We start from the raw sequence: 17,628 nt of genomic DNA on the forward strand, positions 1-17,628 counted from the left end.
ATGATTTATAGAATGCTTTATATAGTGTTATTTTGCCTACCATTTAATGATGTATACGCTGCTTCAGTTTTTCATAAAAGTTATGACACTGCATTAAATGGAGTAAGCAACTTCATGAATGAAGTGTTGTTTTTCAAGATCTTTCACGTACCATTTATAATTCTTTTATTGGCCTTTGGTTATATATTTCTAACACTACGTTTTAGATTTCTCAACATAAGGATGTTTAAGCATGCGTTCGCTATTTTATGTGGAAAATATGACACAGATCATCATGATGGTCACATTACGCATTTTCAGGCATTTGTAACCGCGCTATCAAGCACAGTAGGTCTTGGAACTGTTGCTGGTGTTGCAATTGCAATTTCAATGGGAGGGCCAGGAGCGGTACCTTGGATGATGATCACAGGCTTTTTTGGTATGTCTGCAAAGTTTGCTGAAGTAACTTTAGCATTCAGACACAGAACAGAAGGCCAGGAGCAGTTATTCAGTGGTCCCTTTCAATATATAAGAAATGGACTAGAGGAATTTGGATTTAAGAAGCTTGGTATTGTGATAGCTGCAATATATGCAGTGTTTTTTGTATTGTCAGGTCTTGGTGGAAGTGTAGCATTTCAGACTAATCAAATGGTTTCAATATTATCTGGCTATTCAAGCTGGATAGATAGTCATCCTTGGGTTCTTTCCTTCATAATTTCTACATTACTTGCTCTAGTGATTATCGGTGGAATCAGGAGAATAGCTAGAGTATCTTCTGCACTAGTGCCTATTATGTCACTCATATATATTTTGAGTTGTTTCACGATTATTGCATTCAATATTCACAATTTTAGCAATACATTAAAAATATTGTTTTCCAGTATGATAGACTTCAATGCTGTTGGTGGTGGAGTAGTAGGAGCATTTGTCGCTGGGATTCAAAGGGCAATTTTTGCCAGTGAAGCAGGTGTTGGTTCTGCTGCAATTACTCACGCTGTAGCTAAAGATGAGGAGCCGGTTAGGACTGGTCTAGTTGCTATGATAGAACCATGCTTTGATACAATGTTAATTTGTTGTTTGACAGGAATAACAATAGTAATAACAGGCGCATACCAGACTGGCATTGGCGAGGGAATATTGATCACCCAAAAAGCATTTGAAACAGTTTCTTCTTGGTTTCCTATACTTTTAACCATCGCTGCGCCTTTGTTTGCGTTTTCCTCAGTAATTTCATTTGTATATTGTTGTGAAATGGGATGGCTGTATTTGTTTGGTGTAAAAAGTGTAGTAATATATCGTATAGCGGTGGTGGTAGTTGCATTTTTGTCAGGTTTGTCTAAAGATATAATGGCTATTGCTAATATTGGTGGAGCTTTATTCTCTTGTTTAGCACTCATCAATATGACAGCACTTATACTGTTTAGCAATCAGATTAACAATGAAGTCCAATGTTATCTAAAAAGGCTAAGGAATAACAAAATTAGCTAGATTTCTGCTATGATAGAGATATTTGTAGTCTTTGTATTATCTTACATATTAGGTTCAATACCGTTTAGCTTAATTATTGCAAAAATAAATGGTATAAATTTAAGAGAAGTAGGTTCAGGAAACATTGGTGCTACAAATGTTGCAAGAACAGGAAATAAGAGACTTGCTGTCCTCACATTATTTTTAGACTCTTTGAAAGGATTTGTCGGGGTTTATACAGCACAACAATTTTGTGATAATAACGATTTTTATATATATGTATCTGCAATTTTAGCAGTTCTAGGGCATATGTTTCCTATTTGGCTAAGGTTCAATGGAGGAAAGGGGGTTGCAACAACTTTGGGAGTTTTAGTAGCACTTAACATTTCTATAGCATTAGCATTTGTATTTGTCTGGCTAATAGTATTTTTTATCTTTCGGTACTCCTCTCTTGCTTCCTTGGCTGCTAATGCAGCAGCTGTTATAGCATCTTTCTTTTTTCAAAAGGAGTTATTCCTTATACTACTCACTGTAGCGATATTAATTTTCTTGAAGCATTACAAAAATATTGCAAATCTTCTGCAAGGCAGAGAGCATAAGTTTCTATAAGCAATGAGATGTTAAATCACTGACACTTAAACTACGAGATAAACTGCTTGATGGTATTATTTTATCTTCTTTATTTAAGATTGTAATTTTTACTCTTGTTATACTCTCTACTTCTTGAGGTATTAAAAATTCATCTTCAATGAATCTTTGCTTCACTTCTTGTATTTTTTCATAAAGTGTGGTTACATTGCGCTTATTTTGATTATAAATATCTTCAATCTCTATCTCTAGCCTGTGTGAAGCTTCTTTTTTTAACATGTTATTTATCACTGCTTCTGTTATTGCTAGCTTTTCTTGCAGAATTTTCTTTATTTCTTCTTTATCGTCTCTGCTATTTTTACTCAGTTCCGTGTATACCCTATAACACCTTTTCTCTAGTGGTAACGTTCTTAAACTATCTAACATTCTGGCCACTTGACCCTTAATAGTCTTCTTGGCTTTCAATTTTAATTCTTTTACTTCTTCTTTTATTATTTTGCTAGCTATTCTCTTAGCTTCAGTTAAAGATGAGTCCTTGAGAAAAAAATCTGTTCTAAGTAAATTTTGGTTTAAAAGCTCCAAAAAGACTTTTCCTTTGATGTTTTCGAGTTGATCGTCTAAACCATCCCCCTGTAGTTTATTTGTTATGTGCTGAGACAGCGCAAAGTGCTCTAATTTATTTAACTTTACAGAGTTAATATTTTTCATTAACGTCAGCACAATTTGTTCACTATATTGAGAAGTAAAACTCAGTAAATTTCTCATTAAGGAAATACTTACTTCTGCAATAAAATCATCAACTATTTTTTGACTTTTATCATCTTCATAATTATTTTGGGCGTTATGCCAAGCCCTAAGAATTTCTTTACTGTTCTTCTTATTTTTTAGCCTGTCTAACATAAACTTACGTGCTTCATTTTCTGCTTCTGTAAGGAGCATTTGTCTAGGTGGTGTAAATTTAATCTCTGGATCGGAATGAATACCCTCTAATGTACTTAACATTCTGTAGATAACACCAGTAAAACATGTGTTAGGAATTCGTTCTTTTCTAGAGAAAGTTTGGCTATCTAGTAAATTTGCAATCAACGCGTCTTTTTTATTTTTTACAGCTTCTCTATCTCCATCATTGCAGGCTCTAAGAACTAACAGAAGAATTTGTCCACCAGTGAAACCAGAGCTATGTTTCTCATTACCTTTGCAAAAATCTTGCAAAAACATTACTAATTTTCCCTTATTCTCATTACTAAATGGTTGGCCATCAAGCATATGTAAGTGATTTATATATTCAATAAACTCTTTAAATCCCTCATCATTAATAGCGTCTTCTGGTACTGGATCATATTTGCGTATTAACTTACCAATATTATTACTAATATCGTCATTCAATTGATGGGGCAGTAAATGCTCATAAGTACCATCAAACTTATTTGTCATACTGCGAGTATTTTCTTTTATGCCTTCTAAAAAGAAACTTATAGCAGCTTTGAGTAACGTAAATGGATTAAAATCCTTTGGCCTTAATTCACTTTGTAATAGAATTAAAACCATTGCAAGTGGTATTGTTGCAAGTAACGAAACAAGTAGAAAAGTAATTGTAAAAGTTAGATATGTTACAGAAGCAAAAAATAAAAGGAAAGATGCTATCTTAATTTTATTTTTCTCAAAAAATATTTCCCAATATTCCTTTTTACTTATTTTTTCCTGCTTTGCAGCTTTTATGTCTTTATAAACGTAAAAAGTTTTTATTTCAGATCTAAAAAACAATGTGGCAAAAGATAAAAAGACATTGGCAGGATTAACTAAAATGCTTAAAGAAACAAAAGCTGCGAAGTATAGCTCTTCTTATAATAGTCCGAACGGAGGTAAAAACGTCTTTATAGCTATTATAAGCCAAGAGGCCAGCAGTATGTTATTATGACCTGTTCGGATTATTGTGAGAAGAGCTATAACTTGCTGTCTTTAATCTGTAAGAATCCTTTCCAGGAAATTGTATTTGGGAAACACCTATCATAGCCTACTCTCTATAATATTATGATATTGTAGTAATAACAAATAGCCTATAGATGTCAATGCTTAAGTATTTTACTGTCTACGCACTCATCGTATTCAATTTCAACTGTAGAGTGCGCAATTTCGAACCTATTTAATAGTATTTTTTTTATCTCATACAAAATATTAGTGTGTTGTCCATTTTGCTTTATCTTGGCATGCATAGTAAGTATAAAATAATTATCAGATAGTGACCATGCATGTATATGATGCACATCTATCACTTCAGGTAACTTAGATACAATCTCACTTTTTATCTCCTCAGCAGATACACTCTCAGGTGTACCTTCAAGGAGTATATGGCAAGAATTCTTGAGAATTTTATAGCCACTGTTTAAGATTATTACACTGACAAATACTGACAAAATAGGGTCCACTATTTGCCATCCGGTAAACATGATAATTATGGATGCAAGTATAGCAGCTACAGAACCTAAAATATCTCCGATAACATGCAATACAGCACTTTTTATGTTTATATTACTTTCGCATTTACTATGTAATATAAAAAAGACTATAATGTTAGAGATCAGGCCAAGTGTGGCAATTATTAGCATTACTTTCCATTCAACATTGACCGGACAAATGAATCTCTTTATTGATTCAATGATAATGACTGCTGCAATGAAAAATAGAGTTAAACCATTAACAAATGCTGCAATTATCTGCAATCTGTGATACCCATATGACCTCTGTAAATCAGATTTCTTAGCTGAAAATTTGTGCGCTACCCAGCTTAAAATCAAGGCAAAAAGATCAGTGAGCATATGCCCTGCATCTGATAACAGAGCAAGCGAGTGTGAAATTACTCCACCTACTATCTCCATAAGCATTGTTATTGCAACTATTATTATGGAATAAATTAAGCGCTTGGACTCTGCTATTGAGTGTTTGCCATTGTGCACTGCTGTCATATAAAATCTTTTTATGAGCAAAAAAACGTGGGTAACACTGGGCTCGAACCAGCGACCCCTTGCACGTCAAGCAAGTGCTCTACCAACTGAGCTAATTACCCATCTTAACCTTAGTATAGTGCTTCAGTGAAATGAAAGTCAATTTGCTTTTAGACTTCTTGCTGAATGAAACTCCTTGACAAACCTTCCCACTTTCCTTATCATACCAATAAGAGTACTTATCCTTATTTTTGATCCTCGCGGGTTCAACAACAAAAATTCAGTAAAAAACTCAGATATTTATTGGCAAATTACATAAAAATTATAGCGGCTTTTTTTATTTTTTCTACATTCAGCCAAATCGCGCTTGTTAGCACATTATTACAACGCCAATTTACATTATAAAACTCGCTACTAAAGGATTTTTTTACCTTTTTTTCTACTCAGTAAATTTCTTAATTATAATTCCGCTACTTATTAACAGCTATGGAATTTTAGCTATATTCTCGATTTTTCATATTGAGTTAACTATCTATACTTTTTTATTAAGATATAAATTATACTAATATGAGAATTTACGTTTTTTTCAGATGAGTCACTTTATGCTTGATATTGTAAAGACTAATAAACTAGGGGTTAAAGTAATGACAATCAATCGACAAGTAAATAAAAATATATCTAAAGATGAATATTTTAACAACAAGCATATCATAGAAGTTAAAGATTTAAATATTAAAGTAGAAGTTTATTCTCATAATTTAAGAGCAAGTAAAGTTGCTCACATTGAAAGTGAGATAAGAGAAACAGCTACTAATTTTAAAGATGCATTTAAGCTGGAGCCTGGTAGCTCAGAACAAACATTCAAAATTTATGTGTTTGATGATAAGGCTGATTACACTCACCTTGGTGGAAGCGAACGTTTTGGTTCTTACCTTGGAGATGAAGGTGGTAAATGTTACTACAAAGGAGAAGCTGATATTTTTGCTGAGATGTATGTCTATCAGCAAGGTGGCGTTCATAACCTTCAGCATGAATTTGCACATGGTTTAACTTACTTGGCTACAGGAGGAAAATCTCTACCTACAGTATTAATGGAGGGAATTGCAGATTACTTTGAACATCATTCAGATCACAAGTTCAATGCTCAAGGGTCAAGCATTGATAAAACTGAAGCCGCAAATTTGGATCTAGGTGGAATTTTAAATTTACAATACTCAGCCAATGGTGAAGAAAACAGTTTAGTGTATAAAACTGGTCATGCGTTGATAATGTACTTACAGGAAAAAGATCCTAGTTTATTAAGAGACTACCTAGATGCTTTACGTCAAGGTAACTCAGATGAATCAAAAAGTTTCTTGAAAGACATAAAAGGACATGATGCTGACTTCAAAAGTTGGCTTGCTGAGAATGATACAGAAACTGCAATGGAACATCTCAACGCTTTGCAAGTTACAAAAGGAGATTTTATAGCAACTGGTCAAGAAATAGTGGGTGGAGAAATTAAAGATGTATCGTATTATAAAGCAAATATAGAAAAAATAGATGGAGAAAACGTTGGAAGTTTCTCTGCTGTAGAGCATGTGTCATTTTACGATTATGCTCGTGCTGTTAATAGGGCAACAAATGATACCCTCGATATATCAAAGGAATATCATTTCTTAAAGGCAGTAAAAACTACTGATGGGCAGGTTAAGCTGACTTACTCTGATCAACAAGGTAATGAATATCAAAACAGTCAAGAGTATAAAATGCAAGCTTTGAGGATATTATCAAAACATGGTGAAGATCTTAGAAAATCTTACTATGATGGGAAAGAAGACTTAGATAAGCAGAAGGATATAAAATATAATGATGTGTTGAAAAGCCTGCGTGAACAGGAAGAAACACAGCGTCATGATGCATACGAGCAATACAAAAGAGGAGAGATCTCTTATGAGAAATTTGTAGAAAAATGCAATTCAGCCAGCACTAATTATCATAATGAAGATAAGAGATTATATAATGCTACACAGGACAAATATACACAACTGAAAGATGATTTGCTTGATAAAACCATAAACGCTGGCTTGAAACAAGTAAAAGAAACTCAGAACATTGACGTAGAAAAGATGTTAGAAGAGATGGTTAATATCGATCCAAACCTAATCAGAGGTGCTCATATTAATCTACAAGAAGGTAAAGTTTTCTCTATCAAAGCTCTTGGTCACGGAGATATGGGTGCACTATCTATATATGATGGGAATACAAAGCTTGGAGAGTTGTCGAGCGAATCGGGCTTTTTTAAGCAAGTTGAAGGTCAAACTAAAGAAACTTTTGTTTTTGAGGACATATTGCACAACTTGAATACTCAATATGACGGTGGTGCTTATATGGCTATTACAAAAGAAAATGGTCATTATAAAGCTTCTCTGATAGATGGCAGAACAGTTGAACGTGATGAATACTTTGATGAAGCACATTTACATGAAAATGAATTGTTGCATCCTAGCACTGGACACATTCAAAAAGATTTAGATTCTCTGCTTCTTAGAGCCTGTTCATAATCTTTTGAGGAGTAAAGCAGTAAAGGCTAGAACAACCATTTGCAGGCTAGTATTGAGTTTCCGCTCGCAATTTTTCCACAATCGCCTACATTTTTCCAACCAAGCAAAAGATCTCTCAACAACCCATCTTTTCGGCAATACAGCAAAGATGTGTAATTCGCTGCGCTTTATCACTTCAACAGTTGCTCCAATAATATCTTTTATTTGAGTTGCAAATTTTTCTCCCGTATAACCCGCATCAACTAGTATATTTTGGACTTCAGAGAGGTTTTCTCTTGCATTTTTGATCATTTTTACAGCACTGCTACGGTCAGTTATTTCTGCTGTTGTGATATAAATTGCGTGTGGTAGACCTTGAGTATCAACTGCAATATGGCGTTTTATTCCTGAAATCTTTTTACCAGCATCATAGCCTTTTTCTTCAGCAGTATCTGCATTTTTTACGCTTTGTGCATCAATTATGCAGAAGCTGGTTTTTTCTTTCCGACCATTGTTTTGTCGAACTACGCCAACTATTTTTTTTTAATACCAGCTCCAGAACACTTTCTTTATTTGCATCTGCTTTTTCACTCCACTTCTTAAAATAGTCGTAACAATTCCGCCATTTTGGAAACTCTTTTGGTAACATTCTCCACTGGCATCCACTTTTTAGGACGTATAATACTCCACAAAATACATCATATAAATCAAGTGTTCTCGGCTTTGTTCTCTTCCTGCAAGACTCCAGATCTGCTACAATAATCTCAAACTTTTCTCGACTTATATCACTTGGATATAAATTTCGCATATCCTACTTTATATACTTTATCCTCTCATTCTATCCCTTTTTTGAGATCACGTACAGGTTCTTAGAGGGACCAAAATTCTAAATCATCAGGATTCAAAGCATGCTCAATATTCTGATGAGCAAAGAGAAAGCGGTGTAATCGTAGAAAAAGGAACATTATTGGATGATAAAGGGACTGATAGAACAGACGACGATGTATACGAAGCGGTTGTAAAGCAAGGAGGCGAAAATCTACATGCATTCAAAAATATGGGCTTCTATATCACTGAAGAGATGAAAAATGAAAGAGGTGAAGTTATAAATGAAAGTAACTTGTTCATTCATGATCATGGAAAAAACGTAAGGTTTCAATTGCCAGGCAATGTTACTCACCTAAAATTGGTGGAAAAAGATGGACAATATAAATTAGCACCATCTGATTCTGAAGGAAGAGAATACAGTAGCATACCAGACGAATACAAATATATTGATCCAGTATTTGCACATGAATATGAAAAGAGAGATTATTCTCATAAACATATAAATGTGGGCCTTATAAACTTAGAAAAATATGCCCCTGGTAAACTTTTTACCATTAAACATGATCCAAATGATTATCAGATACAAAGAAACTCGAGTGGTGAAATAGTGAGAATCAACAATCAAAGATATTTCACTAAAGTAAAACTATTTGATGGTGATACTGATGAAGAAATAGGAATGTTATCTAATAACTTCCATAACTTCAAAGGGCAAATATTCTTTTCTGCTGATTATAACTACAGCTATAATGATTTCCTCGCATCTGTTTCTCCTCAAGTTGAAATTGAGAATATGGGAAATGGAAGCAAAAAAATAACTTTTGATCAAGGCAGTGGCGATATCGGCGATACTAACAGAGGCTACACGGACTATCAGAGAATATTCACAAAAGAGAAACAAACCGAAAGTCCAAAAGGGCAAGTAAGTGAAACTAAGACAGAAGTTCATAGTACTACTAATGTTGTTGCTGAAGAGAGAACTGTATCAAACGACAATAGTGAAATACAGTCTGATCAACCACAAATTCCAACAAGGGCAAAAAGGTCAGCTTCAGTGGAGGAGAAAGAGCAGGTAGTGTTGAAAGACACAATCTTGAAAATAGAAAAGAGCTATGATAGAGATGTAGAAGGAAAGCATAAGGCAAATGTAATCATAGATTATAATGATGTGAAAGCCTTGTATAATAGAGCAGAAGGAGCAGATAAGCAATCTGTGTTAGATTTTTGGAACAAACTGCATACATCGGATTATAAGATTGGTGCTTTGCCGGAAGACAAGTATTACTTTAAAGATGGCAAATTTCTAATTCACGATAGTGACACGAAAAAGCTTATAGTGTTACCTGAAGATAAGGTATCCATCAAAATAATGAAGGATGGTGATAGTTATAGTTTGGCTATATCAAATGGTAATGGCAAAGTAATAAGCAGCATTAGTAAAATAGATAATCCAAATTACGAATTGCTATCAGATTCAAGTCACTTCAGCTTAGAAACACAAGATAACTTTGAGTTATTAGATCAACATCATGAATATAATCTCTATCTAGAGAATAGTTTTGTGAAAATGTTCGACTGCGCAAGCGATCACGTTTATCACGATCATAACTCAGCCTATATCTAATATACAAGGAGGGCCCTGCCCTCTTTTTGTTATTCCAATGCCCAGACACTGGCATCCAGTTAAATTTGCTAGTATAAAAGTAATCAACGTTTCTTATGATGGAAAAATGGATTCCAGTGTCAAGCACTGGAATAACACCAAAGGGGCTACTAGGATGACATCGTCTGCTACATACTTAGATCACAAGAGAAGAATTCTGAAGCGAAAAGCTTCAAGGAAATCTTATACAAAATCTAGTATTTACGGAATTTATATTATTTTCATGCACATTATGGTTTTTATAATTAACGGAAAGTGATATGGCTAGTTTAAGTTTTAAAAAAGTAGATAGACAAACTGATGCAACAGATTTAGCTGGTGTTAAAACTATAATTTATGAAGATAATACAGGTAATAAGTATACCTTTGGTGTAGATAATACTAGTGTTTTCAACACTTTTAGGTATGAACCTAATGGTGCTGCTGAAATAGATTACAGTGCTACAGCAACAAACTTCATGACTGGAGGTGCAATTGCTACATTATTAGGTATTGGAACTAACGTAGGTGCAATAAAAACTAAGACTGATTCTATTCCAGCTGACTTAAGCGCTGACTTAGTTACCATAAAAACTCAAGTCGGAACAGATCTGATATCAGGAATAAAGGCTAAAACTGATAAGATTACAGATACCTTAGGAGCTGATGTCACTGCTATAAAGGCTAAAACTGATACTATTCCAGCTGACTTAACAGCTAAAGTAACTTCTATAGAAACTGCTACAAATGCTGCTAATTTAGGAGACAAGGTTACTGCAATACAAACTAAGACTGATAAGATTACAGATACCTTAGGAGCTGATGTCACTGCTATAAAGGCTAAAACTGATACTATTCCAGCTGACTTAACAGCTAAAGTAACTGCTATAGAAACTGCTACAAATGCTGCTAATTTAGGAGACAAGGTTACTGCAATACAAACTAAGACTGATAAGATTACAGATACCTTAGGAGCTGATGTCACTGCTATAAAGGCTAAAACTGATACTATTCCAGCTGACTTAACAGCTAAAGTAACTTCTATAGAAACTGCTACAAATGCTGCTAATTTAGGAGACAAGGTTACTGCAATACAAACTAAAACTGATAAGATTACAGATACCTTAGGAGCTGATGTCACTGCTATAAAGGCTAAAACTGATACTATTCCAGCTGACTTAACAGCTAAAGTAACTTCTATAGAAACTGCTACAAATGCTGCTAATTTAGGAGACAAGGTTACTGCAATACAAACTAAAACTGATAAGATTACAGATACCTTAGGAGCTGATGTCACTGCTATAAAGGCTAAAACTGATACTATTCCAGCTGACTTAACAGCTAAAGTAACTTCTATAGAAACTGCTACAAATGCTGCTAATTTAGGAGACAAGGTTACTGCAATACAAACTAAAACTGATAAGATTACAGATACCTTAGGAGCTGATGTCACTGCTATAAAGGCTAAAACTGATACTATTCCAGCTGACTTAACAGCTAAAGTAACTTCTATAGAAACTGCTACAAATGCTGCTAATTTAGGAGACAAGGTTACTGCAATACAAACTAAGACTGATAAGATTACAGATACCTTAGGAGCTGATGTCATTGCTATAAAGGCTAAAACTGATACTATTCCAGCTGACTTAACAGCTAAAGTAACTGCTATAGAAACTGCTACAAATGCTGCTAATTTAGGAGACAAGGTTACTGCAATACAAACTAAGACTGATAAGATTACAGATACCTTTACTGCTGATGTTGCTGCTATAAAAGATGCTACAAGTGCTGCTAATTTAGGAAATAAGGTTACTGCAATACAAACTAAGACTGATAAGATGCCTGATAACTTAAACGATGAGTTAATTAAGTTAACTACAATAGCAAAAACTCTAAATGGTGCTCCTGAGGCAGCTGCAGCTGCTAAAGCTGTACTAGAGAGCAGTTTCAAGCAAGCTATCAAGGATGCTGGGCAAGAAGGTAGTGAATGGCTTAGAAATGAGATAAAAGAGATAGTGTCACAGCCATCTTTCGAAATTCCAACAGATTCAAGTGCACCACTTTCTTGGGATTGGTAATGTAAGTGCCAGTAGATGATATCTCGCTATGTCATTTACTGTTGTCATTACAGCATGTGATACACAGCTGTACAAACATTATTCTGTAGGAAGATGTCATGCCAGTGCCCAGACACTGGCATCCATTTTCCCATCATCATAAGAAACGTTATATTTTAACATTACTTTTATACTCGCAAATTTAACTGGATCCCAGTGTCACGCACTGGGATGACATCTTCCAGCTGTGCATGTGAAGCTAAAATGGCATTCTTTTTTCTAGATTCCAACGGTCTTGATAACAGGCAAGAAGTATATTTTTCATTGCAACTAATTTGCAGTGATTTTTGTTTTAATGTAGATGGAATATAGTCCTATTGCTGCTGCGTTTGAAACATTTAGACTATCAATTACGTTTGACATTGGGATTTTTAAAAGATAATCACAACTTTCTTTAACTAGTCTCCGCATTCCTTTCTCTTCAGAACCAAAAACAATTACTCTTTTTTCCCCAAAGTTCTTTATTTCATCTATATTTTCCTTGGCATTGCAATCAAACCCATAACACCAGTAGCCTATCTTTTTTAAAGACTCCATCGTCTTTACTATGTTTGTAACGTATATTAGAGGGACAATATCCAGTGCTCCACTTGCTGCTTTTGCGATAGATGCATTTTCGCTTGGTGAATGGTGATACGGTAAAACCAATGCATCAATGTTGAAACAAGCTGAGGTTCTTAAAATCGAACCTATATTGTGTGTATCAGTAATTTGATCTAAAATGACTATAGTAGAGTTTTCACCTGATCTTTCAGCTATTTCTTCAATATTTAAGCTGTGAAAAATAGGAGTAACTTTTAAAGCAATTCCTTGGTGATTTACACCTTTGGGTAAAACATCATTGAACATTTTGTTCTCTACCAGTCGAGCTTTAATGCCCTTACTATCTGCACATTGTTTAATTTCTTTCTCAAATTCTCTGTAGAAATTTTCTGTTACTAACAGTTCTATACACCGCCTATTTTTGTTTCTTAATGCTGAAATACAAGTGTGCTTTCCATATATCCAACAGTTTTCATTAGCTTTTGATGATTTCATCTCATTATTAAAAATCAGATTTTTATAGAGTAAGCAATATTTTACTGTGTTTATATATTGTTGTAAAATTATGCAGTTCAATTAATGAATTTATGTCAGATGATGAGTTAGATTGGCAAAAAAATGTTAAGCCAATAGAATGTGGAAAAGTTACTTTGAAAGTTGATCACAAAGTAAATATAAAATCTATGATTGATAAAGGTATCTCTGGCTTACAAGAAAATTTTCTTAATACTGATAATGGTGATTCATCATTTTGTCTTGACTACAATACAAAATTAAAGATCGATAGAGGCAAATATTTTATAAGCGATAAACTCGATTTGCATGGCTATAGTATAGATAATGCTTATTGTAAATTGATAGATTTTATTATCAAAAATTATCAAGCAAGGAATAGGTGCTTATTGGTAATTACGGGGCATGGTAATAGTACAGATAAAATAGACACTATAAAGAATAGCTTAAATAAGTGGTTGAATGACACAAAAGTTCGAAATATGATCTTATACTATCAGCAAGCCATAAAAAAACATGGTGGCAAAGGAGCTTTTTATGTCTTATTAAGAAGAAATAAAGGTTAATTTTAGAGTACCTATTTAGGAGTACCTTTCTTAGAATTCACGTGTTGAAGAATGATTTCTGCTAAACCTTTACTAATTCCAGGTACGTTTTGAATTTCAGCTAGAGAAGCTTTGCTTATGTTTTCTACCGAACCAAAATGAGACATGAGTGCCTTCTTTCTTTTACTGCCAACACCAGATATTTTACTTAATTGTGAAGCAAAAAACTGTTTATCGCGTTTTTTTCTATGCGAAGTTATCGCAAAACGGTGAGCTTCATTACGCAGCAATTGTAAATAAAGCATGACCTTGCTGTCACTTGCTAGAGTAAATTCTTCTCTGTCCGGCACATAAAATCTTTCATTTCCTGCATTACGATCATGACCTTTCGCCATACAAGCAAAAGGAACTTTTATATTCAATATTTCCAATACATTCTGCACTATGGAAACATGTCCTGGACCGCCATCAATCAGTAAAAAATCAGGGATTATATCTTTTATATTGCCAGAGAAACGTCTAGTCAGCACTTCTCTCATCATTTTATAGTCATCACCTGAAATTTCTTCTTTTATAGTAAATTTTTTGTATTCACTTTTTAAAAAACCTTCCTGCCCTGCAACAATCATCACACCAACTTGTTGATTTCCAGATATATGGCTATTATCATAAACCTCGATACGCTTTGGAATATTTGGTAACGAGAAGATCTTGCTAAGCTCTTCGAGCTTTTCTAGGTTATTTCTATAATCAGTAAGCTTCTGCTCTAGGCTATGCTGAGAATTATTGTAAATAAAATTCAACAAATCACGTTCTTTACTATTTTTCGCATGCAAAACTTTTATTGATTTTTGAGTAAGAGCATACAGTGCTTGTTCTATAATTTCCTTATCCACAATAGAATATGGAACGTAAATTTGCGCTGGTGGTGTGTTAACTGGATTATACAAATTGACCAAAAAGGTGGATAAAATTTCATCATTTGAATGATCACTACAATTCTCAATGAAGTAAGGAATGCTTCCATAGTTACCTTTATCTCTGAAAGATAGTACACCAATGCATGCTAAGTCTGCCTCACGTACAACGCTAAAGAAATCTGCATCTTCTTCAAAAGAAAAATCCATTGGCTGCATTTGAATCTGCTGAAGAAATTTCAATCGATCTCTATAGACAGCAGCAAGCTCGTAGTTCATCTCCCTACTGCACTTTTCCATTGTAGAAAATAGCTGTCTTTGCACTTCTTTATTCCTTCCTAGCAGAGTATCTTGTGCTTGTTTTACTGATTTGCAGTAATCATCTTTTGTAATTTTATCTACGCATGGTGCTGAACAGCGCTTAACTTGATACTCAAGACATGGTCTTTTTGTTGAAGAGAAATATTGATCTGAACATACTCTTAAGAGAAAAGCTTTTTGCAATGATAATATAGTGTTCTTAACAGCAGCGGCAGATGGAAAAGGGCCGTAGTAATGAAACTCATTCTTCTTAAACTTACCTCTATATTTCGCTATTCTTGGATAATCATGCTTAGAAATTGTTATATAAGGATAAGATTTTCCATCCCTAAGCAAAATATTATAAGATGGTTTTAACGATTTTATTAACTGTGCTTCAAGAAGCAATGCTTCGATTTCATTCTCAGTGATGAATATTTCAACCTTAATAACCTGTAAGATCATTACTCTGATTCGTTCAGAAAGGTTTTCGAATTGAAGGTAGTCGGATAATCTCGACTTCAAGTTTTTTGCTTTACCAATGTATAAAACCTTACTCTTATCTCCAACCATCTTATAAACGCCACAGGATTGTGGAGATGATTTGATTTGTTCCTTATATTGCCTGAGCATTTATCAATTGTTTAACCTGTATAAGGTTAAACTCTGCTACTAAATGAAAGGTAGAAACAACATTTGCAAGCAAAGATAACCTGTTTATTCTAAGCTCATTAGAATCACAGTTAATCTTTACACTGTCCATAAATTGATTGATAAACGGAGCAAAACGAGCAAGTTCATCAAGCGCTGTATTAAAGTCGTTATTTTCTATCGCTTGTTTGATGTTTTTACAAGCAGCTATAGCACAATTTGATAGCGCAATCTCCTCATCTTCAATCAAAAACTTCTTACTGTAAGATGCATTATAAGTAGTGCCATCACTTTTTCTCACTTTGCTCATCATGTTACTGGCTCTTTTATAAGTGCTTAGAACCTGTTCACCTTCTTTTGTACTAAGATAACGATCCAATATCACAGTTTGCTTTTCCGCTTTCAGCAGATCATTAATATCGACTTTATATAGTATTGAATCTACAACATCTTGCCTTATATTTCTATTTTTTAAAATAATCTTGAACCTTTCTAAGCAGAATTTAAATACTAGTTCTAAAATTTGTTTTTCACTTGGCTTATCAACTGGAGTTATATTTTTATTCAATAGAAGCCTTGAACATAAAGATACTGACTTATCTATCAGCAATCTAATTGGAATATGCAAATTATTTTCAAGTATTGTTCTAATTATACCAATTGTCATTCTCCGCAAACCAAACTGATCATAAGAACCAGAGATTTTCTCACCTGCTGCAATTAAGCCAACCAAACTATCCATTTTGTCTGCAATAGCTACAGCAATCGCAGTAGGAGATTTAGGGCATTCTTGGTCCGATCCAATTGGCTTATAGTGCTCAGTTATAGCTTCCACTACTTCTTTATCCTCTTGAAAATAAGAAGCGTAGTATCCACTCATTACTCCTTGCAATCCCGGAAATTCTTTCACTATCAACGTTGCAAGATCTGCCTTTGCTAAATATGCAGCACGTTCAACTTTAATTAATGAAGCATGTGGAATAAATATCGCTACATACTTTGAAAGAGCGATAATACGCTTCACTTTTTCTTCTACGCTACCGAGCGAAGCATGAAATGAAATAGAGCTCAATTTTTTGACATAGTAATCTAGGTTTTCCTTCTTGTCTTGAGATATCAAAAACTGGGCATCAGCAAGACGTGCTTCTAATATTCTTTCATGGCCTTTGACAACTTCATTGTTGTTAACATTTACAACAGTAACAAAATGTGATATTTTCTGTCCATCACTTAAAGCAAGATACTTTTGCTGCGTATTAATTATACTAAGTATTACTTTCTTCGGTAATTCTGATGATTTTACTTTACCAAATAATACTATTGGCCACTCTATAAGCCCTGCCAATTCATTAAGTAAATAATCATTTTTTTCAAGTTGTAAGTTCTCCTCTTTTGTAAACTTATTAATCTGATCTAGTATAAATTGCTTTCTTTTGTCCAACTGGAGAATGACATTATTTTTTTCTAACAATTCAAAATAGTCTTTGGGTGTTTTAACAGTAAGTACTACATCACCTGAAAGAAACCTATGACCATACGTCACGTTGCATGCTGTAACCCCTGCAAAAGATATAGGTATTATTTCGTCATTTAAAATACATAGAATATTTTTAATTGGCCTAACCCATCTCTCTTTTCTTTCACTCCATCTCATACTCTTTGGCCAAGAAAAGTTTTTTAGCATTTCCTCCAGTTGATTTTTGAGAAACCCGTTGATGTTAAATAAGCAGCTTTCTCTCTTAATGAAGTAAAAATCTTCATCGTTTACTTTGCGAATGAGTAAATCTTCTTCACCTTTCCGGTTTTTTCTCAAAAAACCTTCGATAGCACTTTTCGGTGCATTAACTCTTGGTCCTTTAATTTCATTGTTAGAATCTTTTAGCTCTAAAGCACTTATGCCATCAATAAAAAGAGCAATGCGACGTGCAGTCACATAAACTTCTATAGATGCAAATTTCACATTATTTTTACTAAAAGCATTAGTGATATAGCTCTTAACCTGAGCTGCAGATGAATTCTGCATTCTTGATGGAATTTCTTCTGAAAGACATTCAAACAATAATTGTGACAACAT

12 protein-coding genes, 1 tRNA gene and 1 pseudogene are annotated in these 17,628 nt (G+C 34.0%); 7 read left to right on the forward strand and 7 right to left on the reverse strand.

Annotation, left to right across the window (positions count from 1 at the left end):
• Both ONG75_RS05215 and plsY read left to right on the forward strand, forming a co-directional pair.
• Entirely contained in the window at window positions 1-1,467 is a 1,467-nt protein-coding gene (locus ONG75_RS05215) for an alanine/glycine:cation symporter family protein (RefSeq protein WP_319606836.1), read from the forward strand.
• Between the two features lie 9 nt (window positions 1,468-1,476).
• Window positions 1,477-2,055 (forward strand): glycerol-3-phosphate 1-O-acyltransferase PlsY, encoded by a 579-nt coding sequence (plsY, locus tag ONG75_RS05220; protein WP_405197659.1) that lies wholly within the window; start codon window positions 1,477-1,479, stop codon window positions 2,053-2,055.
• Here plsY and ONG75_RS05225 read toward each other — a convergent pair.
• A pseudogene (locus tag ONG75_RS05225) lies at window positions 2,050-3,867 on the reverse strand (hypothetical protein); the annotation flags it as partial. The gene plsY and the pseudogene ONG75_RS05225 overlap by 6 nt on opposite strands.
• Between ONG75_RS05225 and ONG75_RS05230 the strand changes: the two are divergent.
• On the forward strand, window positions 3,800-3,952 hold the full coding sequence (locus ONG75_RS05230) for a hypothetical protein (protein ID WP_264375943.1): 153 nt from the start codon (window positions 3,800-3,802) through the stop codon (window positions 3,950-3,952). The pseudogene ONG75_RS05225 and the gene ONG75_RS05230 sit on opposite strands and share 68 nt — an antisense overlap.
• 148 nt (window positions 3,953-4,100) lie before the next feature.
• Here ONG75_RS05230 and ONG75_RS05235 read toward each other — a convergent pair whose 3' ends face one another.
• Window positions 4,101-4,997, reverse strand: coding sequence for a cation diffusion facilitator family transporter (locus tag ONG75_RS05235; RefSeq protein ID WP_250120286.1), 897 nt, complete (start codon window positions 4,995-4,997; stop codon window positions 4,101-4,103).
• A 28-nt stretch (window positions 4,998-5,025) separates the two neighbouring features.
• A tRNA-Val gene (locus tag ONG75_RS05240) sits at window positions 5,026-5,098 on the reverse strand.
• A gap of 480 nt (window positions 5,099-5,578) precedes the next feature.
• Here ONG75_RS05240 and ONG75_RS05245 point away from each other — a divergent pair.
• Complete coding sequence (locus ONG75_RS05245) at window positions 5,579-7,519, forward strand: hypothetical protein (protein WP_264375944.1); 1,941 nt, start codon at window positions 5,579-5,581, stop codon at window positions 7,517-7,519.
• Here ONG75_RS05245 and ONG75_RS05250 read toward each other — a convergent pair.
• A protein-coding gene (locus ONG75_RS05250; protein ID WP_264375461.1) for an IS5 family transposase occupies window positions 7,514-8,306 on the reverse strand; the annotation gives its coding sequence in 2 pieces (ribosomal slippage) (window positions 7,514-8,041 and window positions 8,043-8,306; 792 coding nt in all). The two genes, ONG75_RS05245 and ONG75_RS05250, sit on opposite strands and share 6 nt — an antisense overlap.
• 159 nt (window positions 8,307-8,465) lie before the next feature.
• On the opposite strand from ONG75_RS05250, the gene ONG75_RS05255 reads away from it, so the two are divergent.
• Both ONG75_RS05255 and ONG75_RS05260 read left to right on the forward strand, forming a co-directional pair.
• A complete protein-coding gene (locus ONG75_RS05255; protein ID WP_264375945.1) occupies window positions 8,466-9,950 on the forward strand; it encodes a hypothetical protein in 1,485 nt (494 codons plus the stop codon).
• A gap of 299 nt (window positions 9,951-10,249) precedes the next feature.
• A complete protein-coding gene (locus ONG75_RS05260; protein ID WP_264375946.1) occupies window positions 10,250-12,046 on the forward strand; it encodes a hypothetical protein in 1,797 nt (598 codons plus the stop codon).
• A gap of 309 nt (window positions 12,047-12,355) precedes the next feature.
• On the opposite strand, the gene rlmB is transcribed toward ONG75_RS05260, so the two are convergent.
• Window positions 12,356-13,123 carry a 23S rRNA (guanosine(2251)-2'-O)-methyltransferase RlmB gene (gene rlmB, locus ONG75_RS05265; protein WP_264375947.1) on the reverse strand — a complete coding sequence of 256 codons (768 nt, stop codon included), beginning with the start codon at window positions 13,121-13,123 and terminating at the stop codon, window positions 12,356-12,358.
• A gap of 92 nt (window positions 13,124-13,215) precedes the next feature.
• Between rlmB and ONG75_RS05270 the strand changes: the two genes are divergently transcribed.
• Window positions 13,216-13,707 (forward strand): Smr/MutS family protein, encoded by a 492-nt coding sequence (locus tag ONG75_RS05270; RefSeq protein WP_264374581.1) that lies wholly within the window; start codon window positions 13,216-13,218, stop codon window positions 13,705-13,707.
• An 11-nt stretch (window positions 13,708-13,718) separates the two neighbouring features.
• On the opposite strand, the gene uvrC is transcribed toward ONG75_RS05270, so the two are convergent.
• Both uvrC and glyS read right to left on the reverse strand, forming a co-directional pair.
• Complete coding sequence (gene uvrC / locus ONG75_RS05275) at window positions 13,719-15,536, reverse strand: excinuclease ABC subunit UvrC (RefSeq protein WP_264375948.1); 1,818 nt, start codon at window positions 15,534-15,536, stop codon at window positions 13,719-13,721.
• Window positions 15,520-17,628, reverse strand: coding sequence for a glycine--tRNA ligase subunit beta (gene glyS / locus ONG75_RS05280; RefSeq protein ID WP_264375949.1), 2,109 nt, complete (start codon window positions 17,626-17,628; stop codon window positions 15,520-15,522). The genes uvrC and glyS overlap by 17 nt, the downstream gene beginning before the upstream one ends.

Source organism: Wolbachia endosymbiont (group B) of Sphaerophoria taeniata, from assembly GCF_947179355.1.
Taxonomy (GTDB): Bacteria; Pseudomonadota; Alphaproteobacteria; order Rickettsiales; family Anaplasmataceae; genus Wolbachia.